This is a genomic window from Armatimonadota bacterium (assembly GCA_017993055.1).
In the GTDB taxonomy this organism is placed as follows: Bacteria; Armatimonadota; UBA5829; order DTJY01; family DTJY01; genus JAGONM01.
The window spans coordinates 16,386-40,698 of record JAGONM010000003.1 but is presented as its reverse complement, the minus strand read 5'-3'; the positions used below and the strand labels follow the sequence as shown (position 1 = coordinate 40,698).

Here is a 24,313-nt window from a genome sequence, read left to right as displayed (position 1 = left end):
GGAGCCTGATATCTAAGTCAGTTCGAGCGCTCCAGCATACTGGTGTATGTAGAAGCCGACAACCTGGATGCCTATGTAGACCCCGGCGGCGAGTATCAACAGCACACCGAGAATCATCGTCAACCTGTGAATCCCGACTTCGGACTCGCTCTCAGCGAACTCCGCGACCTTGTCCATCATTTCGGGAATGCTGCCGGTTGCCTCGCCGGTCGCGAGCATATCCAGGGCCAGCGGCGGCATCACTCCGGCATGCCGCATCGCATCGGTGAACGCGCCACCGTTCTGAACGGCCGGAGCCGCCTCGCGAAGCCTTCTCGCGAGATAGAGATTTCCGCAGGCGTCAGCCGAGCGCACGATCGCCTGATACGGGCTGGTCCCAGCGCCGTAGAGGCTGCCAAGCGCCCGGTAGAACTTCGACAGCGCAAGCATCCTCACGAGCGCGCCGACTCCAGGAACTACGAGTTTCAGCATATCGGCCGCCCATCGAAATGCGGCTACCTGGTATAGCAGTCTGTAGGCAACCCAGATCACTCCGATCCAGAGCAGGATGCCGATCAGTTGCGGGAGAGTGGTCTCCAGATACTCCTTTGAACCTGAGAGCACGAGCTTCGGGGCCGACGGGATGAATATGAACGCCAGCAGCAGCATCTTCGGATACAGAGTCGCCATGCGGAGCCGCTGACGAAGGGCGTGCTCCCTCTCCAGGTAATCGGCAATCCGGTTCAGCATCAGGTCCATCGAGCCGCCCGCCTCACCTGCTTTCAGCAGGCTGATGTGTATATCCGGAAAGAGCGACGGGTGCCGGGCGAAAGCATCGCTCAGTTGGCCCCCGCCCTGGACATGTCGAGCCGCCTCTCGGGACACCGCGCTGAGACGCCCGGTCGGCGCCTTGCGTCCGAGGGAGTCAAGGACTTGCGCGAGACTCATCCCCGCAGCCACCATCGTTGCAAGTTGGCGGTAGTATACGGAAAGAGCCTTGACCGGCGCGCCTCCGAATATCGGCGTACTGAACCACCGCGTGAGAAGAGCGAGCGGACTGCTCGACCCGCGGCAACGGTCCCCGATCTCGCGCGCATCGAGCACCCAGTAACCCATACCCTGGAGCGAAGCCACCGCCTCGCGCCGATTGCCGGCCTCAAGACGCCCCGTAAGAGTGTGGCCCGACCCATCCTTCACTTTATAGGAAAAAACAGCCATATCATCGGCTCGAACTCGCGTTCCACCATTGAGATCGAGTTCAATACGTACTGGATGTTGCTAAGCACGATCGCCATCAGCGCGAGGATATTCGCCAGCACCGCTATGTGCAAACCCAGTCCCTGCACTCGGCCCGCGGACCGCATCGCGGCGTGCCCATAGTGCGCCGCGATCCTGCCGAGGATATCGGTTGTGTGCCCGGAGACCTCACCGGCGCCCAGCAGCCGTATGTCGTCGTCGCGGAACAGTCCGGACTCGGACATCGCCTCGCTCAACTTCGCCCCCGAACGTAGAGCGGCCACACGGCGACTCAGATTTGCCGCGATTACCGTGTTGTTCGCCGCCTTCGAAGCGGCTTCCCACGCCTGGATCGGGAGTATCCCAGCCGCCTGCAGCCTCCAGAGCATCCGCGTGAAGTTCGCCAGCGACCGATCGCGGCTCGCACGTCCGAACCACGGGACTCGCAGAACCGCTGAGTCCGCAAGTGGGCGCGACTCGGCTCGTCGCAGGAACGATCGCAGCGCCGCCCACGCGACCAGCCCTATGACAACAGGCGGTACGACGTACTTCATCACGTCGGAGACGTAGGCCCGCAGATAGCCGGAGAACCCCTCGGTCGCAATCACCGGAAGGTTCGGCATCGCCGGCACCAAGAAGAGCACTCCGATGCAGTTGATCCACAGCAGATCTCGAGTCCACTTGACCCAGCGCGAGGAGGACTTCTGCTCGATCTCGTAGTCGAGGGCAATCTCGCCGAGCACGGCAGGGAGAAAGCCACCGAGCTCGCCCGCCGCGGTCACACCGGCAACATGGGCCGGGAAGGCCCGAGGTAACTCACCCATCGCCTGACTCAGCGGTATGCCGGCCTGGACTCGGCACCCCATCGCGTCAAGCAGCCGGCGCATGGCAGGACTGCGCGTCTGGTCGCGCATGCGGATCATCGCATCGTAGAGGCCGACGCCCGAGTGAAGAAACGACTGGGCTTGGCGCAGAAATGATGCGATTTCCGCCGGGGGGGCTGACGCGGCGCTTTGAGGGAACTTCGCCATCGGGGCCGACGCCCTGGGCGCGCAGGGAACAGGGATTGCGGGAGCGGGCGGACCGATCACCAAGCGAATGGCATAGCCCTTCGCAGAAAGATTCCGACGCACGTCTTCCTCCGACGATGCGTTCATCACCCCGGACAGCACCTTGCCGGCCCGGTCAATCACCTCATATCGGTACATTGCCACTGGTCGGTCTCCGGCAGTCTCACCACGCCCTGGTCGCCGAGTTGGTCGAGCACATCCTGAACCCTTCGTCCATCTGGCAGCACCAAGTCCGGCGCAACCTCCGAGAGCGGCTGCAGGACGAAGGCACGTTCCAGCGTCCGCGGGTGCGGAATCGTTAGATCCGGGGTGCATATCTCCTCAGAGTCCCAGAGGAGCAGGTCAACATCTATGACTCTCGGACCCCACAGAAAATTTCGGGTGCGGCCCATCTGATCTTCGACATCCCTGGCATACGCATGCATATCGGCCGGCGACAGATCGGTCTCGATTACAGCTACCGCGTTGAGGAAATCCGGCTGATCCGCAAACCCGATGGGAGTCGTGAGATATAGCGACGAGAGCCGTATGACTCTAACGTCGGGACGAGCGGATAGCTTCTCGACAACCTCGCAGAGGTTCGCCTTAGGGTCATCAAGATTCGATCCGAGACCTAGGTAGACGACAGCCAACTGGTCAGTTCCTCTCGACTGACACGCCCGCAGATGGTATAGTGTCAGCGAAATCCGGGGATGCCTATGGACATTATACCGAAATGCGAAAGGGATTGTCCACGCGGGCAAGTAGTGGCGACCAGACGGGTCCGAGCTGTCAGACGAGTCAGGCGGTAACATGAAGAACATAATAGTCGGCACGGCGGGCCACGTAGATCACGGAAAGACGACGCTCATCCACGCCCTGACCGGCATCAATACCGATCGCCTGCGCGAAGAGCAGGAGCGCGGGATGACGATCGACCTCGGGTTCGCCAGCCTGACGCTCCCCAACGGGCAGCGGGTCGGGATCGTCGACGTCCCGGGCCACGAGCGCTTCCTCAAGAACATGCTCGCGGGAGCCGGAGGCGTAGACGTTGCGCTGATGGTGATCGCCGCCGATGAGTCAGTCATGCCCCAGACGACCGAGCACCTGGAGATCCTGCAACTCCTCGAGGTGAAGCGCGGAGTGATCGCGCTCACCAAGGCCGATCTGGTCGAAGAGGAGTGGCTCGCCGTCGTCGCAGACGACATCCGCGCGGGACTGGCTGACACATTCCTCGCGGACGCGCCGATACTCCCTGTATCGGGCACGACCGGAATGGGCATGCCGGAACTGCTCGATGCGCTTCAGACCGCATGCGATGCCGTCGAGAGGCGAGACTCCTCGGGTGCGTTCCGCATCCCGATCGACCGCGTGTTCACCCTAACCGGCTTCGGCACCGTGATCACCGGTACCCTCGCGTCCGGCACGATCCGCGTCGGCGACCCCGTCGAGGTGCTGCCGCCCGGGCTCGAATCGAGGGCGAGGCAGATACAGGTCCATGGGCAGAAGGTGGACCAGGCCGAGGCGGGGACCAGAGTCGCCGTGAACCTCGCCGGCATTGAGGTCGCCGACCTCGCCCGGGGTGACGTCGTCGCGACCCCGGGCACGCTCAAGGCGTCGGCGGTACTCGACGTAAGGATCTCCCTGCTTGGCAAGACACCCCACCCTCTGAAGAACCGTGCCCGTGTCAGATTCCACGCGGGGACGGCGGAGATCCTCGGGCGACTGACACTCCTCGACCGCGACGAGTTGAAGTCCGGCGACGCCGCCTACGCTCAGTTCAGGGCCGAGACCCCAACGGCGGTATCCAGAGGCGACCGGTTCGTCATCCGCTCGTACTCCCCGATGGTGACAATCGGCGGCGGAGTGGTGGTCGATGCGGCCGCGCGAAAGCACAAGCGGTTCGATGCGGGCACGATCAGTTCCCTGGATACCGCCTCCAGGGGCACGCCCGAGGAGCTTCTGGAACAGATGCTAAAGCAGGCGGTCGCGGGGATCGCGCCTCCGGAACTGCTGAAGAAGGCCGAGATACCGAACCCCGAGGCCCTACTCGAATCGCTCCGGCGCGCTGGGAGAGCCGTGACACTCAACGGCGGGAAGCTGATCCACGCGTCGGTCCTGTCGCAGTATTCGTCGAGAATGAAGGCGACGCTCAGTGATTTCCACGCCAGGCATCCGCTCCGGCCGGGCATGTCAAGAGAGGAACTCCGAGGCGCAACCGCCAGGGGGATGGACAACCGCACGTTCAGCGCCGTACTCACGCAGCTGGAGTCGGGGGGAATCATCGCAACATCCGACACCTCCGTTCGGCTACCGGACTTCGAGCCGGTACTGACGGCCAAACAGCAGTCGGCCGCAGACTCCCTCGGGCGCACTCTCCTTGACGCTGGGCTGAACGTCCCGGACGCCGACGAGTTCCTCCGCGCAACCGGCCTCCCTCAGGCTGAGGCGAAGGAGATCCTGGAGATGCTCGTCTACCGGGGCGAGGTCGTGAAGATCGCCGAGGGAATGTACCTGCATGCTTCGACGGTGACGGCGGCCGAATCGACCGTCCGCAGGTTCCTCGAGGAGAAGGGGAAGCTCACCGTCAGCGAGTTCCGCGACCTCACCGGCACGAGCCGCAAGTACGCCGTCCCGCTCTTGGAGTACTTCGACTCGAAGCGCATCACCCGCCGCGTCGGCGACGAACGCGTGGCCGGAGGGCGATAATCACGGCCTGCGGTCGAGCTTGCCGGATGCCACATCGTGGAGTAGCGGAGAGAGGTCCTTCAGCATCGGGCGGAACCCCTCCACGTGGAAGAGGACGACGCCGTCGGCCCCGAGTTTCATCGCGTCCCGGATCTGGGTCTTCGCGGTCTCCAGCGACTTCTGCGGGTCGCGCCTGAAGTACCGGGTCAGCGTCACGTGCATCGGGATGTCGGCCGCCAGTTCGCGGTTCCACCGCGCCGCCGCGAGGTACTCGCGCGGAATGTCGTAGTAGCCCATCGGATTGACCCAGTCGAGCTGTCCCTCGTCCATCCAGGTCTTCCAGTCCTGGCAGATATTGTAGCCCTTGCCGTAGGTCTGCGCTCCCCAGACGTACGCACTCATCGTGGCCTCGGGTTTGACCTCTCTCAGACCAGCACGGAGTTCGCGCATGAACTGGTTCGTCTGACGGAACCTGAAGAGGCGCCACTTCGCCCAGTCGCGCGATCCCGGCTCGGCGCTGTTCGCGGCCTTGGCATCGAGGTGAAACCGCTGCTCGAAGGCATTCGTGCACCGCTCGCAGAAGCAGTACCTGCCGGGAGTCGCGTAGCGCAGGTAGTCGAGGTTGATGCCGTCTATGTCGTAGTTGGCAGCGATCTCCTTGAGGACCGAGACCACGTGCTGTCGGGCCTCGGGGGACGACGGATCGATCCACCCTACCCGCTTGCCGTTGACGTCGACCATGCACCAGTCCGGGTGCTGCTGCAGGATCGGGGACATCTCGTTGTAGCCGTCGGCCGTGACTACGAACCAGGGGTGAACCTCCATACCTCGAGCGTGGGCGGCCTCGATGACGACCTCAAGCGCATCGTAGGGCCTGGGAATCTGCGGCATAATCCTGCTGTCGTAGAACGCGTACCCCTCGGTCGTGCGCGCGTACGGCATGAGGAACTGAATCCCCGCATCGGCGGCCTCGTTGACGAGCGCCCGCAGGCTTTGGGCATCCGGCGAGTGCGTGCGGGCAAGAAACACGTATGCGCCGACCTTCCCCGGCGACTTACCGACGGCCAGGACGGGCGCGACGCATGTCAGGGCCATCAGTGTGGCGAGAGTGATGCGTTTCATTGTTCGATCTCTTTCGTCGGACAGGTCAGACCCCGATTAGTCCATCACCAGCCCGGCCGGTTTGAAGGTTCGCAGCTCGTCCGGCGTCTTCGGGGGTCTGACCTTCCCTTCGATCACAAGCCGTTTCAGTAGTTCAACCTGCTTCATCCCGCCGTCAGAGACGTACTGCCTCGTGTACTTCATCGGGCTGAGTCCGACACCGCCGTCTTTCAAGCCGAAGCTGTGATCGCCGGAGACGAACTTGCCCTTCGCGGCGTCCTTGCAGATGGCGTAGACAGCGTTATCGACGCGCTTCATCATGCTGGTGAGGACCCGCCCGGGCGCGATATAGTCCTGGTCGGCATCCACGCCGATCGCATAGAAGCCCTTGCCTTTCTGTTTCGCCGCCTCGATTACCCCGAGCCCGCACGAGCCGGACGCGTGGAAGATGATGTCCGCGCCCTGGCTGAACTGCGCGAGCGCGAGTTCCTTGCCTTTCGCCGGGTCGTCCCACTTGCCGGTATACGCGACCAGCACCACCCCATCCGGGCGGACGGTCTGGGCCCCGGCCTTGTAGCCCGACTCGAACCGTTTGATCAGCGGGACTTCCATACCGCCGACGAAGCCGATCTTGCCGCTCTTCGAAACGATACCCGCGAGCGCGCCGGCGAGGAAGCAGCCCTCCTCCTCCCGGAACTTCAGAGAGGCGGTATTGGCGGCTTTGGGAGCGCTGCCGTCGATGATGACAAACTTCGTATTCGGGTACTTCGGCGCAACCTTGGCCAGCGCGTCTTCCATTAGGAAGCCGACCGCAAATACGACGTCGTAGCCCTGCTGCGCACAGCGGCTGAGGTTGATCGCGTAGTCGGCCTGCTCCTTCGACTCGAGGAACTTTGCGCCGATGCCGAGTTCCTTGCCGGCACGCTGAACGCCCGACCAGGCCATGGCGTTGAACGAGCGGTCGCCGATCCCGCCCGTGTCGGTCACAACGGCGGCCCTGATCTTGCCGGTCGTTTCTGCGCTCTGCTGTGGAGGCGGTTTGGAGCATCCGACCGCAAGAAGCACTATCGCCAGAGGCGCGGCGAGGAATCGGAACAACCTGGTCATGGAGTCATCACCTGTGTAACGGGAGTCGGTCTCAGTGAACAGATACGACGCAGAAGGCAGGAAAGCCTTCGTCGGGGTCAATCCGCACTCCCAGCGAACTTCGGTAGGGTTTGCCAAGCGCCGCGGGAATCAGGTATCATAGGGCGTTGGTTCATGAAGCAACGAAGGAGACGACCGTGGTGGAAGATGCCGATATCATGACGCTCAGACACAGCGCCTCGCACGTGATGGCGCAGGCAGTGACCGACCTCTACCCGGGGGTCAAGCTCGGAATCGGTCCGGCGATCGAGGACGGCTTCTATTACGACTTCGACCTGCCGGTAGGTTTCGCGCCCGAGGACCTGGAGAAGATCGAGGCCCGGATGAAGGAGATCGTCAAGGCGAACCTCCCGCTGGTCCGGCGCGAGGTGACCAGGGAAGAGGCCAAGAAGATCTTCGCCGATCAGCCGTACAAGCTCGAACTGATCCGCGAGATCGAGGACGAAACCATCACTGTCTACCAGGAGGGCGATTTCACGGACCTCTGCCGGGGTCCGCACGTCAACTACACCAGCAAGGTCAAGGCGTTCAAGCTGCTGAGCGTCGCCGGCGCGTACTGGCGCGGCAGCGAGAAGAACCCGATGCTCCAGCGCATCTACGGCACGGCGTTCCCCACGAAGGACGAACTCGAGGAGCATCTCGCCAGGCTCGAAGAGGCTCGGAAGCGCGACCACCGGAAGATCGGGCGCGAACTCGATCTATTCAGTTTCCACGACGAAGGTCCGGGATTCCCGTTCTGGCATCCGAAGGGTATGATCGTCTTCAATGAGCTGCTCGGGTACTGGCAGAGAATGCATCGCGAGCGCGGCTACTGTGAGGTCCGCACGCCGATGATCCTCAGCGAGGCGCTCTGGCATCAGAGCGGCCACTGGGACACCTACCGCGAGAACATGTACTTCGTCGACATCGACGAGCAGAAGTACGCCGTCAAGCCGATGAACTGCCCGGGCCTGATACTGATCTACAAGAACGACCTGCGCTCGTACCGCGACCTGCCGATGAAGTTCGCCGAGCTGGGGCACGTCCACCGGCACGAGAAATCGGGCGTCCTGCACGGGCTGTTCCGCGTCCGCTCGTTTACCCAGGACGACGCGCACGTCTTCTGCACGCCGGATCAGGTTCAGGACGAGATCATCAAGATTATGGACCTGATCCAGACGATCTACGCCAAGTTTGGATTCACGGAGTACCGGATCGAACTGAGCACACGGCCCGAGAAGTCAATCGGCACGGACGAGATGTGGGAGACCGCAGAGAAGGCGCTCCACGAGGCGCTCAAGAAGATGGGGATCGAGTACCAGCTCAATCCAGGCGACGGCGCGTTCTACGGCCCGAAGATTGACTTCCACATAACGGACTCGATGAAGCGCTCGTGGCAGCTCGGCACGATCCAGCTCGACTTCTCGATGCCCGAGCGGTTCGAGTGCGAGTACATCGGAGACGACGGGAAGGCGCATCGTCCGGTCATGATCCACCGCGCGGCGCTCGGATCGATGGAGCGGTTCATGGGAATCATCATCGAGGAGTACGCGGGGGCGTTCCCTCTGTGGCTCGCACCGACTCAGGCGGTGATCCTCCCGATCGCGGACCGGCATCACGAATACGCTCACGGGTTGGCATCGAAACTTTGCGAGATGGGAATGAGGGCGGACGTTGATGAGCGGAACGAGAAGACGGGCTTCAAGATCCGCGAGGCCCAAATGCAGAAGGTTCCGTTCATGCTGGTAGTCGGCGATAGGGAACAGGAATCGAGCAGCGTCTCCGTGAGGCAGAGAGAGAAAGGCGACCTCGGCTCCATGCGAACGGAGGAGTTCATGGAACTCATCCGTAAAGAGTTGACAGACTGATGACCTTCTGATATACTGTCGGTCAGATTTGGGAAGCATCGGACCTCAGGGCGCGCGGCATTCTCCACGCGACGTATTGCCTGCGGTCAATCTTGTGCGAGGTGAGTGCATATAAACAGAGATCTCAGGGTGAATGAGCGCATCCGCGTACGCGAGTGCCGGCTGGTGGATGACGAGGGGGAACAGCTCGGCGTCCTACCGGTCCGCGAGGCGTTAGCACTTGCCAGGGAGAGGGGTCTAGACCTTATCGAAGTCTCCCCGACCGCCGTTCCTCCCGTGTGCAAGATCATGGACTACGGCAAGCACAAGTACGAGCAGGGAAAGCGCGACCGGGACGCCCGCAAGAAACATCACGTCTCCGAGATGAAGACAGTGAAGATGAGGCCCGGGACCGATGAACACGATTTCCAGTTCAAGATGAAGCATGCTCTGAACTTCCTTGGTGACGGGGACAAGGTGAAAGTCACCATACAGTTCAAGAGCAGGGAGATCACACACCCGGAGATCGCCCGCAGGGCGATGGACCGCATCGTGGAAGCAACAGCGGAGATTGCCAGCGTCGAGAAGCCGCCCGCAATCGAGGGCCGCGCGATGACGATGATCCTAAGCCCCAAGAGTTGACGGAGTCTCTGTTCCCCTGATGGGGACTACAGCCGAGAATAGTTATCTTGCCACGGGCAAGCACGAGGCAGCCTCGTGGCAAGGTGTTTCTTGAAAGGAACGTCGAATGCCCAAGATGAAGACGAAGAAGGCCGCAGCGAAGCGGTTTACCCTTACCGGCACCGGGAAGCTCATGCACCGGAGTTCCGGGAAGGGTCATCTTATGATGAAGAAGTGCGCTGCCCGCAGGCGGAGTCTGGGTCTGGAGACCACGATACCGACCGGCGACCGCCGCAGAGTGCGCCGTATGATGCCCGGGACCAGCGCCTGAGGAGCTTTTCGCGCCGCTCAACGCGGGCAAGTCCTTCGGGCCTAAGCGTGTTCGAGAGGCGTTTTCGAAAGGAGACAGTCGGATGCCACGAGTCAAGCGTGGGATTATGACCCATAAGAGGCATAAGAAGGTCATTGACCGTGCCAAGGGATCTTGGGGAAACAGAAGTCATCTGTTCAAGACGGCAAATGAAGCAGTAGCGCACGCGCTTCAGTATGCATACAGGGACCGACGGAACCGCAAGCGGGAGTTTCGCCGCCTGTGGATCGCTCGCATTAACGCGGCTGCGCGGCAGGAGGGCATCACGTACAGCCGGTTCATCGAGGGCCTGACGAAGGCCGGGATTGAGATTGACCGCAAGGTGCTCGCGGACATGGCGGTGAACGACCGTGCAGGTTTCGCCGACCTGGTGCAGAAGGTTCAGCAGCCGGCAGCCTGATCACGGAAACCGGCGCCAACTCTTGGACGGAAGACACGACTAGCATGCCTGGGATGACGCACGAGGCAGTATCACTACAAGAGAAACTGACTTCTCTGCGGATCGAAGCGGAGCGAGCCATAGATGCGGTCGCGACGTCCGCGGACGTGAATGACGTCCAGGTCAAGTATCTCGGGCGCAAGGGCTTGGTGACCGAGTTGTTGCGCTCGGTAGGAGAGGTTCCCGCCGAACAGAGACCTGAGTTCGGCAGAAGGACCAACGAGCTTCGCACCCACCTGGAGGGAAGGCTGGCCGCGAAAGGCGAGTCCATCCGAGCAGACGAAGAGGGCCGTCGTCTCGCGCAGGAGTCGCTCGATGTCACACTGCCGGGACGGATGTTCAGAGTCGGCAGACGCCACCTCCTCACAACCACAATCGAACGAGTCAAGGAGATATTCATCGGGCTTGGCTATGAGGTGCTTGAGAGTCCGGAACTGGAGCAGTACCGATACAACTTCGACTCACTCAACTACCCCGAAGACCACCCCGCTATGGACGAACAGATGTCGTTCTACATAACGGACGACCTTCTGCTCAGGACGCAGACCACGGCACTTCAGGGCCGGGTCTTCGAGACTCGCCAACCGCCGCTGAGAATCGCGACGGTCGGCCGCTGTTTTCGGTATGAAGCAGTGGACGCTACGCACTCGCATACGTTCCAGCAGGTTGACTGTTTCACCGTCGATGAGGGCATCACGATGGCCGACTTGAAGGGCACCCTAGCCCACTTCGCCCGTGAGATGTTCGGCGATGACACCCGCGTGCGGTTCAGACCCGACTTCTTCCCGTTCGTAGAGCCGGGAGCGGAAGTCGCCATCAGTTGCGTGATGTGCAAGGGTGCAGGATGCAGCCTGTGCAAGTCCAGCGGATGGCTGGAGCTCGGAGGCGCTGGGATGATACACCCCAGTATTCTGGAGCGCTTCGGGTACGACTCTGAGAGATACACCGGCTTTGCCTTCGGCCTCGGCATCGAAAGGATGCCGATGCTCGTGCATGCCATTGACGACTTGCGTCTCTTTCTTGAGAACGACGTGCGTTTCTTGAAGCAGTTCTGACCTTCGTGCCGCATTTGAAGGGACCTCGGACGTGCTGGTACCAGTTTCATGGTTAAGAGAATACGTTGCTTTCCACTCTGATATTGAAGAGCTTGCTGATCGGCTCACAATGGCGGGGTTGGAAGTGGAGGAGATTCGCGAAACGGACGGCGACGCGGTCTTAGTCACCTACGTCACGCCAAACCGATCAGACCTGCTCTCGGTGCTCGGCGTAGCGAGAGAGGTATCGGCACTTCTCGACCTTCCACTGAATGCGCCCTGCCCCTCGCTGGACGAGAGCGACACTGGCGCATCGAGCCTGGCCTCGGTTGAGATCCTGAGCCCAGTTAGCTGCCCCAGGTACTCAGCGCGGATTCTGACCGGCATCACCATAACCGATTCGCCAGTGTGGATGCAGAGGAGACTTCTCGCGGCGGGCATGCGGCCGATCAACAACGTCGTCGACGCGACGAACTACGTGCTTCTCGAACTCGGCCAGCCGCTCCACGCATTCGACTACGACTTGCTAGCAGATCACAGAATCATCGTGCGCCAGGCCAAGGCGGGCGAGCGGATCGTTACCATAGACGGTGAAGAGCGGACCCTGGACGAAGATGTTCTGGTGATCGCCGACCCGAAACATGCCGTCGCCATTGCGGGAGTGATGGGCGGCCTCGATTCGGAGGTCAGCGAACGCACGACGAATCTGCTCCTCGAGTCCGCGCACTTCAACAGACTCTCGATCAGGCGCACCGCTCGCAAACTCGGGATGTCCACGGAGGCCTCGTATCGTTTCGAGCGCGGCGTGGACCCTGAACTGACCATCAGGGCACTGGACAGGGTATCGGCGCTCATCCAAGAGACGGGTGGCGGCGAGATCGCCCGGGGGGTCATTGACGCATACCCGGATCGGATCTGCCCGACGGAACTCACCCTCCGTCCGGACCGGGCTCGGATGATGCTCGGCATGGACATCGAGGACAACCTGATGTTCGAGTACCTCTCCAGGCTCGGCATGGGGGTCAGCAAGGCCGACGACTTCCGTATCACGGTCCCGACCTTCCGTCCAGACATCGCACGGGAGGTTGACCTAATCGAGGAGGTGGGTAGAGTCCACGGATATGAGAACATCCCTGAGACTCTTCCGACCGGCCGCACGATGCAGGGATCGGACAGCGCCCAGGGCAAGTTTCAGAAACGGGTCACGGAACTGCTGATATCCTGCGGCCTGCAGGAGGTCGTCACGAACACGATGGTGCCCACCGAACCCGGGGGGGACGGACAGGTTTCGGTAAGGAATGCTCTCAGCGACGAACTATGCTGTCTCAGATGCCATCTCATACCGAACCTGCTTCGCGTCCTGTCCTACAATTCCGGCAGAGGCTCAAAGGATCTGGGGGTGTTCGAGGTGGGTCACGTCTTCGAGCCCGAGGGCGACTCCGCCGTAGTGGAGCGCCGAAGCATCGCGGCCGCGATCACAGGCAGCATGTGGGAGAAGCCGTGGAACGTGGAGAAGGGCTCCCTCGTTGCGGACTATCATGCGTGCAAGGGAGTTCTCGAAGCGCTGCTCGGACGAATCGGCATTGATGACATCGCCTATGTCCCAAAGGCCGCGCCCGGATTCCACCCGAACAGATCGGCCGTAGTGCTGGCCGGCGGGACCGAACTGGGCGTGATCGGCGAGATCAGCTCCGATAGAGCGGCCGAGTACGACCTTTCAGGCAGGGTGTGCGCATTCGAACTAAATGCCGAACCCATCATGGGCCTGATATCGAGCGGCAGAAAGTACGCGCCGGTCTCCAGGTACCCATCCAGCGCCCGGGATCTGGCGGTCGTCGTCGCGGACGACGTCACCTACAAGCAGGTCAGCGACATCATCATCGCGCAGGCCGGCGAATTGCTTGAGAGCGCGACCTTGTTTGATCTCTATCAGGGGCAGCCGCTGCCCGCCGGACATAAGAGTCTGGCCTTCAACATCGTGTTTCGCTCGAACGAACGCACTCTTCGCGATGAAGAAGTGGATGAACGCCTGGATTGCATCAGGAAGGTGCTTGCCGGGGAATTGGCTGCATCGTTCCGTTAGGTTGAGACTCGGGAGGGGTAGAAATGGATGCACCCGTACGAGTATCTGCAGCGGACATCGAAGCGATCATCGGCTCTCTCAAGGGCATCATATCGGTTCGCGCGGTGCCGGCTAGCGACGGCTCGGTAGAGGAACTGCACGTACTGGCCGACGGAGACAGAGCGCCGAAACAGATCGTACGCGACGTCGAGTCGGCGCTGATGGCCCAGTACGGCTTGGAACTGGACCACAAGGTCGTCAGCGTCGCCCAGACTCAGAGCGGCAGGCAGTTCCGATTCAACGAATCGCGCCTCAAGTTCTCCGATGTGGCAATATCCCTCAACGGCACCCGAGCCGAGGCAACCGTCAGACTCAGCCGAAACGGGGACGTCTACACCGGAAACGCCGTCGGCCACAGCTCGAGTCAGAGTCAATACCGCCTGGTGGCGACAGCGACTCTCGAGGCACTTGAGCAGTGCCGCGGCACAGAGGGAACGCTTGTTGTGGAAGACCTTGATTGGTCAGTCACGCTTTTGGGTAAGAACATAGTGCTGGCGCTTGTAAACATGATCACCCCCCGGGGTGAGGAGTACCTAACAGGCTCAGCCATTGTCAAGCAGGATTTGTGGAAAGCGGTGGTGAATGCTACGCTGGACGCTGTCAACCGAAGGCTCGGTGTGGCAGCGGAGGAATGATTACAATTTAGGCCGGGAACCGGTGGCAGCTTAGGGTCGCAGAACGCAACCCGTCAGACAACCAACCCGAGCGGAGCGGTGAAAGTGCTTGTCTCTAGCGATGACGAGCATTACTCTCACCACAACGAAAGGGGTTGAAGTTACCATGAAGACCTTAGTCAAAGTGCTGCTTGCCCTGACTGCGTTAATACTCAGTTCAGGCGCATTCCCGAAGTTCTTCCCGCCCCCATAGGCGGCTAGCGCGACCGGGGCGGGAGCCTGACGGTTTTCACCGTCAGGTGTGCCACCGACCCGGCCTATGATTGCCGAAGAGCATTCTCCATTGCGTAGATCATCCAAGGCTTTTAGTCTTTACTCACGGGCAGTCTCCACGATCGGGGTCGCGATCTTCATAGCGGCCTGTTTCTCACTTCTCCAGGGGCGAGTGTTCTCGTGGGAATGGTTGTTCTTCCTCGCGGTTATTTTCGTAACCGAGTTGTTCCCCACCAAGATCCCGGATTCCAGCATATGGGTAACTGTAACCGTTCCGGTCGTGCTCGGAATGTTTCTCAGCCACGGTCTGGCGGCCACAATTGCCGTAAGCGCCGTGCCGATTCTGATAGCCTCGTACATCACGCAGTGGGGCCCGGCGTTCGGATGGCTGACCTCTCTCGTTATCTACAATGTCGCCAACCACATTGCGGCCGCAACCATCGCGTCGCTCGTGTATATGATCGTCGGCGGTCCATTTCTCCGTATCGGCTCTGCCCAAGCCGCAATAAGCCTGAGGCTGATCCTGTTCATGCTGCTGTGGGCCGCGATCTACAGCCTGACGACAGCGATCGTCTGTGCAACGGGAACGAGTCTCTACCACAAGGAGCCCTGGCGTGTATCGGCACATCGCAACCTGCGCTGGTCGCTTCCGGACTTGTTTGTAAGCGTATGTTTTGCCGCATTCTTCGTCCTTCTATATGTTAACTACGGGGCAGTCGGCATACTGCTCCTGATCATTCCGTTCCTCGTTGCCCGGCAGGCACTCAACCTCCATGCGAGATATGTCTCCACCTACCGCGAGACTGTGACCGCTCTGGGCACGTATATCCAGCATCATCACATGTATACCAAGGGGCATCTCGAACGAGTTGCCGACCTGGCCGAGAGGATCGCCCGCCAGATGCAACTTCCTACTCAGTCGCTGATGTACATCAAGGACGCCGGGCTGCTACACGACATCGGCAAAGTCGGGGTTGATGAGACGGTTCTGGACAAGACCGGCTCACTGAACGAGGATGACTGGGCGATGATCAAGCAGCATCCTGCCCGCGGTGCGGAGATCCTCACCCAGATGAAGTATCTGGACTGCATCGTTCCGTGGGTCAGAGGCCACCACGAACGCCCGGACGGTCGAGGATACCCTGACGGACTCACTGCTGATCGAATCCCTATAGAGGCAGCGGTGATTGCTGCTGCTGATGCGTACGACGCCATGACGGGGGCCGACGAGAGCACGACCCGCGTATACCGTCAGCCTCTGACCACCGATCAGGCTCTGGATCAGGTGCGGCTGGGGGCAGGAACGCAGTTTGATCCCAGGGTCGTGAAGGCGTTCCTGACGGTGATGGACGCAAAGGAGTAGAACCTCGGTGGACAACGTACTCGAACTGCTCAAATCGCCTGCCATCGTCATTTCCCTCGCTGCCACGGTGGCGGCCGTGCTGTACTCCTATGTATATCTGCCCCGCCGAATGGGACGCGCGTATCGTCGTAGCCTGCTGACGCTGGCGAGCGCCGTCGAAACCAAAGACATGCGCGCTGCCGGGCATGGGGAGCGGGTTGCCGAATATGCAACCGCAACCGCCAGACAGATGCGCCTTCCGAAGAGGCTGATACGGAACATCGAATACGCGGCATTCCTGGAGGATGTGGGAAACATCAGGGTGCCGCACGCCATTTTGAACAAGCCCGGGAAGCTGACCCGAGAGGAGATGGAACAACTCGAAGCTCATCCGGCCATCGGACAGGAGATCGTAGAACAAGTGCGTTTCCTCAAGGACATCGCGCCTTATCTTCGCCACCACCATGAGAAGTGGGACGGCTCCGGGTATCCCGACGGCCTGATGGGCGAGCAGATTCCTCTGGGAGCGCGGATTCTGGCAGTGGCCACCGCGTTCGATTCCATGACTTCGGAACGTCCGTATCACGCGAAGATGGACGAGGATGCCGCCGTAGCGGAGTTGAAGGCCGGAGCCGGGGCTCAGTTCGATCCGGCCGTAGTGGAGGCGTTTCTCCGCATGCTCCAGAAGCGAATTCGTACAGAGAGGCGCGCCGCATGAACACCGAGGCGGCTATACTCGGAGTCATAGTGGGGGTTTTGCGGAAAGGCAGTCTGTCCAACCTGGCGCGGATTCCGTTTCGCGGCGCATACGTGTTTGCGATACCTCTCGTCCTGTTCGTAGTGGCCACAGTGCTGACCTATCGCACAGCTGATGAGGCTCTCATTCGAACCGCAGTCAGGGCGATGAATATCCTGCTATACGTGGTTCTGCTCTTGGCGATCGTCTGGAATCGGCACATACGCGAGATGAAGCTGCTCGGCCTTGGAGCGTTCCTGAACTTCGTCGCCCTCACGGCCAACGGGGGCGTCATGCCCGTCAGCCGGTGGGCGGCCGAGACCGCCGGGATGCTCGAGTTCCTCGAGCGCATGAAGGGAGTCAGGCATGTCGTGATGGACGGCGGATCGAGACTCCGGCCGTTGACCGACATCATACCCGTGCCGATCCCCATACTGACTACGGTACTCAGCGTTGGCGACATCATTCTGGCAGTAGGAATATTCCTTCTGATCCAGAGATATATGTGCCCTCCCACCGGGGAAGCGAAGCCGATTGAAGAAGCTTAGTACCCTGATTCTCGTCTTGGCGATATTGACGGCCGCTGCCGGATTCCGCATCTGGGGCCTAGACTGGGGACTGCCTACCAAACAGCACTTCTTCTCGTACCATCCGGACGAGACGATCCTGTTGAACGCAGCCATCTCCGTTGACCTTCTCTCGGGGCATCTCGACCCGGGCTTCTACAACTACGGCTCGCTATACGTCTTCCTGTCGAACCTCGCGATCACAACGGCCACGTTGCTCGGCGCAATCAACATAGGCGGCGACCCTCTCTCCTCGATCGGGGAGTTCGCCAAGGTGTACATGAGCGGCCGGGTCGTCACCGTCACACTCGGAATCCTGACTGTATATCTCATGTACGCGCTCGGACGGCGGATGCATGGCAGGTTGGTCGGACTGCTGGCGGCGGCATTCATGGCGATCGCTCCGATTCACGTCATGCACTCGAGGTTCATGACAGTAGACGTGCCTGCGACCTTCTTCGTTGCACTCTCCCTGCTGTATGCCGCTCGGATTCCGGATGACGATCGCTGGCGGAATTACATCTTGGCTGGGTTGCACGCCGGTTTCGCGGCGGCCACGAAGTATAACGCCGGCCTGGTGGTGATCGCGCTCGGAGCCGCGCACCTGGCTTCCATCAACGGCAGACCCCTGCTGCTGGCGTTTCATCGGAAGTGGCTCGGGGGCATCGCGGCGGCAGCGGCCGGATTCCTGATCGGATGCCCGGGCTCGGTTCTCAACACGCAAGCGTTCGTCCGTGACTTCAGATTCGAAGCGCTCCACGCAGGCAGCGGCCACGGACTGCTGTTTGCCGGCACGGGGTCTGGGTTCTCCTATCATCTGATGCACTCGCTTCTTCCCGGACTGGGGCCCGCCCTACTCATCCCGGGGATACCCGGAGTGGTCCTGGCCCTGACCAAGGCACGACCTTTCAGTGTCGTCGCCCGCATACTGACACCCTGGCGACTTCAGATCGCCATGCCTCAAGCTGCGGTGCGCGACTTGATGCTCATAGCCTTCCTGGCCTCGTACTACACGCTGATCGGGATCGCCCAGGTGCGATTCGCCAGATACACGATGCCGATACTGCCGATAGTGCTGCTGCTCGGCGCGAGGATAGTTATCGAGTGCGCGCGAACCCGACGGATCACCGCCGCGATCGTCTCGACTGTCACTGCTGCCTGCTTATTATACACGGCTGCATATACGGCTGCTCTATCCACCGTGTTTGCCTCGACCGACACTCGTGATGAGGCCGCGGTGTGGGTCAGAGCCAACGTGCCAGAGGGGAGTTCGATCGCCCTTCCGACCACACCCTGGTTCTACACTCCTCCTCTCCTGCCGAACTTCGGGCAGGTCAACGCGGAGGATCGTCTGGCCGCGGCGGAAGATTCTGCCGAATACGTGTTCGTCGTGGACGGCCGAGAGGAATGGAACGCCCGATTGTTCGCCGAGACAGCGCCCGACTACGCCATACTATCCGAGTTCGAATACGAGGACCGAAGGCGTGTCGGCGATATGGACTACAAGCGGTATTTCGAGATATTGAAGCAGGACTACGAGTTGGAGAAGCGATTCTCTCGGAGGCCCGCCATTCTCGGCATGCCCTTCCCTCTTCAGTGGGAGATGCCGCACGACATGTCCTACGCAAGCCCGGAGATTCTTATCTACCGCAGGAGCGGGCAGTCAAGTGGATAGCGCGATTCAGGCATTCACGGATCACCTGACGATCGAACGCGGGTTGTCGCCGAATACCGTGGAAGCGTATTCACGCGATCTGGCGCAGTTTTCATCATACGCGAAGGAACACGGAATCTCCTCCCTCGGGAACGTCAGCGATTCGACTGTACAGGGCTTCTTGGACGGTCTGCGGGAGGCGGCGATGTCGCCGAACAGCATCGGCCGAAAGCTATCGGCCATCAGGACGTTCGCCGGGTTCGCCTGCCGGGAGGGACTCATCGACCGAGACTTCACTTCCGAGTTCGAGTCCATGAAAGGCTCGAAGCGGCTTCCCGGCGTCCTGACGGTCGAGGAGGTCGCGGCCATCCTGAGCCAGCCTGACGCGAGCACTCATCCCGGGCTACGGGACAAGGCGATGCTCGAGACACTATATGCCTCAGGTCTGCGCGTTTCGGAGTTGATCAACCTCCGGCTGAGCGACGTGAACGCGTCAGTCGGATTCCTGAGGTGTTTCGGCAAGGGATCGAAGGAGCGCGTAGTCCCACTCGGCCACGTCGCGATCCACTGCATCGAGCAGTACACCGCACGGTCGAGGCCGGTGTACGCACGCTCCGGGAGTTCGGAGTATCTCTTTCTGACTAACCGAGGGCGCAAGATGTCGAGAGTCGGCTTCTGGAAGATCATCAAGAAGTACGCCGCGACGGCTGGAATTTCGAAGAATATCACGCCGCACACGCTACGACACTCTTTCGCGACGCACCTACTTCAGGGAGGCGCGGATTTGCGCTCGATCCAAGAGATGCTCGGACACGCAGATATTGCCACGACACAGATATACACCCATGTCTCCCGCGACAAACTGAAGGAAATCTATCGCGAATCCCACCCCCGAGCATAGCTTCGCACCCCGCTACGGTTTGACGACTCCGGCTTCAGGGTATACGGAAGGGTAGGACGGACGAGCGGGTCCTGGTACGTCACACCACCGACATGGAAGTTGACTATGCGAGACAACAGCAAGAAGATCGCCCTCGAACGGAGGGAGTTTCTCTCTCTGGCCGCTCTTGGAATAGCCGGCCTAACCATGGGGAATCCCTCATGGGCCGCACTCGATACACCCGAAGGAGGATCATCAACCATGGCACACGAACTGCCACCGCTGCCCTATGACTACAACGCATTGGAGCCGCATCTCAGCGAACAGATACTTCGCCTGCACCATGACAAGCATCATGCGGCGTACGTGACCGGCCTGAATGCCGCCGAGGAGAAAGTCCGAGCGATGCTCAAGTCGGGCGATTTTGCCGCTGCGAACGGCTTGGCCAAGGACCTTGCGTTCCACGGGTCGGGCCACATCCTGCACTCGGTCTTCTGGAACAGCATGAAGCCAGGCGGCGGCGGCGCACCAACCGGCGATGTGGCATCGGCGATCGAGAAGAGTTTCGGCAGCTACGATGCGTTCAGGGGGCTATTCGTAGCTACATCAAACGCGATACAGGGCTCAGGATGGGGCATCCTCGCCTACAGGTGGGAGGACGACTCATTCGTGGTACTCGGCGCGGAAAACCATGAGGACCGCGCTCAGTGGGGCGTGAAGCCGATCATGGTGCTCGATGTGTGGGAACACGCATACTATCTGCAGTACCAGAACAGGCGTCCCGACTGGACCAAGGCGTTCATGGACAATCTGGTCAACTGGGACTATGTCGCGGAGAAGTTCGCGCATATCAAGGGGAAGTAAGACGCACCCAGCGTTCTAGATTGAAGAGAGCGCAGGCAGACTGACATGGGGCGCAGGTCGTTCGAGACGGCCTGCGCCTTTTGCCTCGTGCCTTGACCTCTGACCGGCCGAAGGATATACTCATAGGCAGGCAGGAGGTCAGGGACATGAAGAGGCTTTCGCACAAGTTCGATTTCTGTGTCGTCGGCGGAGGGATGGCAGGGCTGTGCGCCGCCGTCGCCGCCGCCCGGGAGGGCGCAAAGGTCGCCATCGTGCAGAACCGGCCGATGTTCGGCGGGAACGCATCGAGCGAGGTCAGGGTGCACGTCTGCGGCGCGGACCGGCACAACCAGATCCCCAACATGCGCGAGACCGGCATCCTGGAGGAGGTCCGCCTGGAGAACCTCCGGCGCAACCCACAGAGGAGCTTCTCGATCTGGGACACGGTGCTCTACGAGAAGGCCCTCCTTGAGCCGAACCTTACCTACTTCCTCAACACCGCCTGCTGTGACGCCAAGATGGACGGCGACCGGATCAAGTCGATCACCGGCTGGCAGCTATCCACCTACACCTGGCACACCATCGAAGCGAAGATCTTCGCCGACTGCTCGGGCGACGGCATTCTGGCATTCCTGACCGGCGCGAAGTACCGCATCGGCCGCGAGGCGCGGAGCGAGTACAATGAGTCGATCGAGCCGGAGGCCGCCGACAACAAGACGATGGGCATGACCATCCTCTTCCAGGCGAAGGATACCGGCACTCCCCAGCCGTTCGAGCCGCCCTCGTGGGCGCACAACTACCCGACCGAGGAGGACATCCCGTTCCGCGGGCACAAGTGGCTGGAAATGGGCTACTGGTGGCTCGAACTCGGCGGCGAGGAAGACAGCATCCATGACTCCGAGGAGGTCCGCGACGAGCTGCTGAAGGTCGTCTACGGCATGTGGGACCACCTCAAGAATCACGGCGATCACGGCGCTGACAACTGGGCGCTCGAGTGGATCCAGTTCGTGCCCGGCAAGCGGGAGAGCGTCCGGTACATCGGCGATCACGTGCTGACGCAGAACGACGTCGAGGCCGAGGGGCGGTTCCCCGACCTCGTGGCATATGGCGGCTGGACCATGGACGACCACCATCCCGGCGGGTTCCGCTGGAAGGGTAAGCCGACGATCTTCCACCCTGCCCCATCACCCTACGGCATCTCGTACCGCTGCCTCTACTCGAAGAACATCGAGAACCTGATGTTCGCCGGCCGATGCGCGAGCGCCTCCCATGCGGCAATGAGTTCGACGCGCGTGATGGGCACCGGTTCCTCAATGGGCCAGGCGGTCGGGACGGCGGCGGCGATGGCGATCAGGGAGGGCCTGACGCCGCGCGAGGTCGGGAAGAAGCACATCCACGAGATTCAGCAATCCCTCCTGCGCCAGGATGCGTACTTGCCCTGGGTCAAGCAGGAGTTCTCCGAACTGACACGCAAGGCCAAACTCACCGCTTCCTCCGGCGATCCGGAGCCGCTCCGCGACGGGATCAACCGCCCTGTCAAGGAGGACCAGCACGCCTGGGACGGCAAGATCGGCGACAGCGTCGAGTACGCGTGGCAGGGGGCGCAGATCGTGTCCAGCGCAACGTTCATCTTCGACAGCGCGCTGAACAAGATCGTCCAGTTGAGCTATCACCAGAAGGACAACCAGCTTACCCATCCGCCGGAGGAGATGGTGAAGGACTTCCGCGTCGAGATCGAGACGCCGGACGGGTGGCGGCTCTGGAAGAAGGTCAGGGGCAACCACCAGCGCCTCGTGCGGGTGAGCATCGGCACCCCGGCGACCGGCGTCCGGATCACTGCCGATTCGACCTGGGGCGCAGAAAACGTCCGGCTCTACGCGTTCTACATTGACTAGGAGGACGTAATGCTGAGGTATACTGCCATCGTCTGCCTGCTCGCCTCCGCATCGGCCGGTTATGTGCCGGAGGTCGCCTCGGTGGAGAGCAGGTTCTTCGGCTACCAATCGGGGGTCAACCGCGACTTCACGAACTACGGGCGCACATTCGCTAATCCGGTTACCCAGTCGGTCCCCTGGAAGGACATGCAGGCACTCCTCGCCGACATGAATGCCGACGGACTGGCCGACTTGGTCGGCTACGATCCGAAGACCGGCAGAGTCACGTGGGCTTTCGGCGATGGCGACGGCACCTTCGATATGTCACGCCCCGGACGCGCGAATCTGGGCGCGGAAGGCACTCTACTGGCCGCCGATTTCGATGGGGATGGCCTTACCGAACTAGCGCTAGTCAAGGAGCGAGACGTTTACATCGCGGCGGGCACTCCCAAGGGTCCAGGTCCGACGAGCCTCTACACTGCCAAGGGATTCGGAGGCCAACTAGCCGCAGGCGACTTCGACGGCGACGGTCTAGGCGACATCTACTCCTACAAGCCGGGCGCGGAGAAGTGCCTGAGCATCGCCTACGGGCAGTCAGGCGGCGGATTCGGCACGATGAAGACATCACCCTGGAACCCGGGTAAGATCAGCGGAGCCATCCTCGCCGCCGACTTCAACGGCGACAACTACTGCGACATTGCCCTCTACGATGACAATTCGTTCACCTTCTGGTTCGGCCGCGGGAACGGCGTGTTCGGCCCGACGTCGGACGAAGAGCAGGCGACGGACTATCGGGCAACGCACCTCAAGGCGACCTTCGACTGGCCGACGCAGAGCGAGTCACTCCCTCTCGCCGGACAGGTAAGCGACGACGGCACGCCGGACATCGCTCTGTATCAGCCGGATATCAGAAAGCTATCGGTCAGGTTCGCAACCGGCGAGCCGGCCTACGACTACTCGGTCCACCTCACGAAGATGGGCTCTGAGTACCGTATGTGGCACGGCGGGCGATGGCGCACCCTCGACGAGAGCGGCAACTCGATGCCCGGATGGGACGGCGATCACACTATGTACTCGTGGTCGCTCGACGGCAAGCGATGGTTCCGCAAGATCGACGGCCCGGTGTTCCTCAAAGGCTTCGAGGAGGGCAAGCCCGACGCCTGGTACGAGAACAACTACCTCGAGCCCGAGGTGCTGAAGATCGACGGCACGTACTACATGTTCTGGCAGGTGGAGATCGACCCAGGTAGCAGGACGGACACCGGCGAGACCGCAGTCAAGCAGTGCGACCGGATCGGGCTCTCGACATCGAAGGACGGCGTCACCTGGACGCGCAAGACCGACCGAGGCGTGGTCATCAATATCGCCGACCCGACGGTCACCAACCTGGATCACCACGAGGTAATCTACGTCCCCGACGACCCTGACCGCAAGCCCTGGTGGCTCTACACCTTCCACTTCATCAACGGCGCACCGGCCGGACACGTCCGCATGAGGGCGAGTGATCCGACGACATTCGACTGGTCGAAGCGCGAGCCGGTCTCGGGCATGTCGCAGATCGGCAACCAGATCGGATACGCCGACGAAGCGCCCGGCGGAAGGGTGTTTGTACGCATCACCTTCACCGGCGACGGCGACCGTACGGTGCCGATCCTTCAGTTGTCGAGGGATGGGCTGATCTGGGAGGGTGCTCGTACGGCCGACGGCCCTCTCAAGCTGGCAGGCACCGGGAACGAAAAGGACAACAAGAACGTCTACTTCCTCGGAATGTCCACGATCGACGGAACGGGCAAGCTGGAGCACCTCGGCGGCGGCAAGTTCCACGCTCTATACGGCGCGACGACCTCCGGCGGACCCGGCCAGCCGCACATCTGGCTCTCCGAGATCGGCATCGGCGAGTTAACGATCAGCTTCAGGTAG

The 24,313-nt window shown here is 61.3% G+C and carries 21 protein-coding genes; 16 read left to right on the top strand and 5 right to left on the bottom strand.

Features of this window, described 5'->3' with window-relative positions:
• Positions 1 to 12: 12 nt before the first annotated feature.
• Genes KBC96_01870 through folK form a run of 3 tightly spaced genes read right to left on the bottom strand, consistent with a single transcriptional unit; the run spans position 13 to position 2,917 of the window.
• Positions 13 to 1,197, bottom strand: coding sequence for a type II secretion system F family protein (locus tag KBC96_01870; GenBank protein MBP6963130.1), 1,185 nt, complete (start codon positions 1,195 to 1,197; stop codon positions 13 to 15).
• Entirely contained in the window at positions 1,173 to 2,429 is a 1,257-nt protein-coding gene (locus tag KBC96_01865) for a type II secretion system F family protein (protein ID MBP6963129.1), read from the bottom strand. The genes KBC96_01870 and KBC96_01865 overlap by 25 nt, the downstream gene beginning before the upstream one ends.
• Positions 2,405 to 2,917 carry a 2-amino-4-hydroxy-6-hydroxymethyldihydropteridine diphosphokinase gene (gene folK, locus KBC96_01860; protein ID MBP6963128.1) on the bottom strand — a complete coding sequence of 171 codons (513 nt, stop codon included), beginning with the start codon at positions 2,915 to 2,917 and terminating at the stop codon, positions 2,405 to 2,407. The genes KBC96_01865 and folK overlap by 25 nt, the downstream gene beginning before the upstream one ends.
• Positions 2,918 to 3,077: 160 nt before the next feature.
• Here folK and selB point away from each other — a divergent pair, with 160 nt between their 5' ends.
• Positions 3,078 to 4,973 (top strand): selenocysteine-specific translation elongation factor, encoded by a 1,896-nt coding sequence (gene selB / locus KBC96_01855; protein ID MBP6963127.1) that lies wholly within the window; start codon positions 3,078 to 3,080, stop codon positions 4,971 to 4,973.
• Here the strand turns inward: selB and KBC96_01850 are convergent, their stop codons facing one another.
• Together KBC96_01850 and KBC96_01845 are read right to left on the bottom strand one after the other, a co-directional pair.
• Positions 4,974 to 6,074: a family 10 glycosylhydrolase gene (locus tag KBC96_01850; protein MBP6963126.1), complete on the bottom strand. Its 1,101-nt coding sequence runs from the start codon at positions 6,072 to 6,074 to the stop codon at positions 4,974 to 4,976. It abuts the gene before it with no gap.
• 36 nt (positions 6,075 to 6,110) lie between these two features.
• Positions 6,111 to 7,160: a BMP family ABC transporter substrate-binding protein gene (locus tag KBC96_01845; GenBank protein ID MBP6963125.1), complete on the bottom strand. Its 1,050-nt coding sequence runs from the start codon at positions 7,158 to 7,160 to the stop codon at positions 6,111 to 6,113.
• Positions 7,161 to 7,357: 197 nt separating this feature from the next.
• Here KBC96_01845 and thrS point away from each other — a divergent pair, with 197 nt between their 5' ends.
• The 15 genes from thrS to KBC96_01770 all read left to right on the top strand — a co-directional run bounded on the left by thrS (position 7,358) and on the right by KBC96_01770 (position 24,313).
• Complete coding sequence (thrS, locus tag KBC96_01840; protein ID MBP6963124.1) at positions 7,358 to 9,046, top strand: threonine--tRNA ligase; 1,689 nt, start codon at positions 7,358 to 7,360, stop codon at positions 9,044 to 9,046.
• 111 nt (positions 9,047 to 9,157) lie between these two features.
• Positions 9,158 to 9,667, top strand: a complete 510-nt coding sequence (infC, locus tag KBC96_01835; GenBank protein ID MBP6963123.1) for a translation initiation factor IF-3 — start codon at positions 9,158 to 9,160, stop codon at positions 9,665 to 9,667.
• Positions 9,668 to 9,773: 106 nt separating this feature from the next.
• Positions 9,774 to 9,977, top strand: coding sequence for a 50S ribosomal protein L35 (gene rpmI / locus KBC96_01830; GenBank protein MBP6963122.1), 204 nt, complete (start codon positions 9,774 to 9,776; stop codon positions 9,975 to 9,977).
• A gap of 82 nt (positions 9,978 to 10,059) precedes the next feature.
• Positions 10,060 to 10,416 carry a 50S ribosomal protein L20 gene (gene rplT / locus KBC96_01825; protein MBP6963121.1) on the top strand — a complete coding sequence of 119 codons (357 nt, stop codon included), beginning with the start codon at positions 10,060 to 10,062 and terminating at the stop codon, positions 10,414 to 10,416.
• A gap of 53 nt (positions 10,417 to 10,469) precedes the next feature.
• Positions 10,470 to 11,510, top strand: a complete 1,041-nt coding sequence (gene pheS / locus KBC96_01820; GenBank protein ID MBP6963120.1) for a phenylalanine--tRNA ligase subunit alpha — start codon at positions 10,470 to 10,472, stop codon at positions 11,508 to 11,510.
• 109 nt (positions 11,511 to 11,619) lie between these two features.
• Complete coding sequence (locus KBC96_01815; protein ID MBP6963119.1) at positions 11,620 to 13,572, top strand: phenylalanine--tRNA ligase subunit beta; 1,953 nt, start codon at positions 11,620 to 11,622, stop codon at positions 13,570 to 13,572.
• Between the two features lie 23 nt (positions 13,573 to 13,595).
• Positions 13,596 to 14,246, top strand: coding sequence for a hypothetical protein (locus tag KBC96_01810; GenBank protein ID MBP6963118.1), 651 nt, complete (start codon positions 13,596 to 13,598; stop codon positions 14,244 to 14,246).
• 322 nt (positions 14,247 to 14,568) lie between these two features.
• Complete coding sequence (locus KBC96_01805) at positions 14,569 to 15,861, top strand: HD domain-containing protein (GenBank protein MBP6963117.1); 1,293 nt, start codon at positions 14,569 to 14,571, stop codon at positions 15,859 to 15,861.
• Between the two features lie 7 nt (positions 15,862 to 15,868).
• Positions 15,869 to 16,558, top strand: a complete 690-nt coding sequence (locus tag KBC96_01800; protein ID MBP6963116.1) for an HD-GYP domain-containing protein — start codon at positions 15,869 to 15,871, stop codon at positions 16,556 to 16,558.
• On the top strand, positions 16,555 to 17,124 hold the full coding sequence (locus KBC96_01795; protein MBP6963115.1) for a DUF5317 domain-containing protein: 570 nt from the start codon (positions 16,555 to 16,557) through the stop codon (positions 17,122 to 17,124). The genes KBC96_01800 and KBC96_01795 overlap by 4 nt, the downstream gene beginning before the upstream one ends.
• Positions 17,111 to 18,817, top strand: coding sequence for a glycosyltransferase family 39 protein (locus tag KBC96_01790; protein ID MBP6963114.1), 1,707 nt, complete (start codon positions 17,111 to 17,113; stop codon positions 18,815 to 18,817). Before KBC96_01795 ends, KBC96_01790 begins: the two co-directional genes overlap by 14 nt.
• On the top strand, positions 18,810 to 19,697 hold the full coding sequence (xerD, locus tag KBC96_01785; protein MBP6963113.1) for a site-specific tyrosine recombinase XerD: 888 nt from the start codon (positions 18,810 to 18,812) through the stop codon (positions 19,695 to 19,697). The genes KBC96_01790 and xerD overlap by 8 nt, the downstream gene beginning before the upstream one ends.
• A 240-nt stretch (positions 19,698 to 19,937) precedes the next feature.
• A complete protein-coding gene (locus KBC96_01780) occupies positions 19,938 to 20,540 on the top strand; it encodes a superoxide dismutase (GenBank protein ID MBP6963112.1) in 603 nt (200 codons plus the stop codon).
• Positions 20,541 to 20,686: 146 nt separating this feature from the next.
• Positions 20,687 to 22,414 (top strand): FAD-dependent oxidoreductase, encoded by a 1,728-nt coding sequence (locus KBC96_01775; GenBank protein ID MBP6963111.1) that lies wholly within the window; start codon positions 20,687 to 20,689, stop codon positions 22,412 to 22,414.
• A 9-nt stretch (positions 22,415 to 22,423) separates the two neighbouring features.
• Positions 22,424 to 24,313, top strand: a complete 1,890-nt coding sequence (locus tag KBC96_01770) for a VCBS repeat-containing protein (GenBank protein ID MBP6963110.1) — start codon at positions 22,424 to 22,426, stop codon at positions 24,311 to 24,313.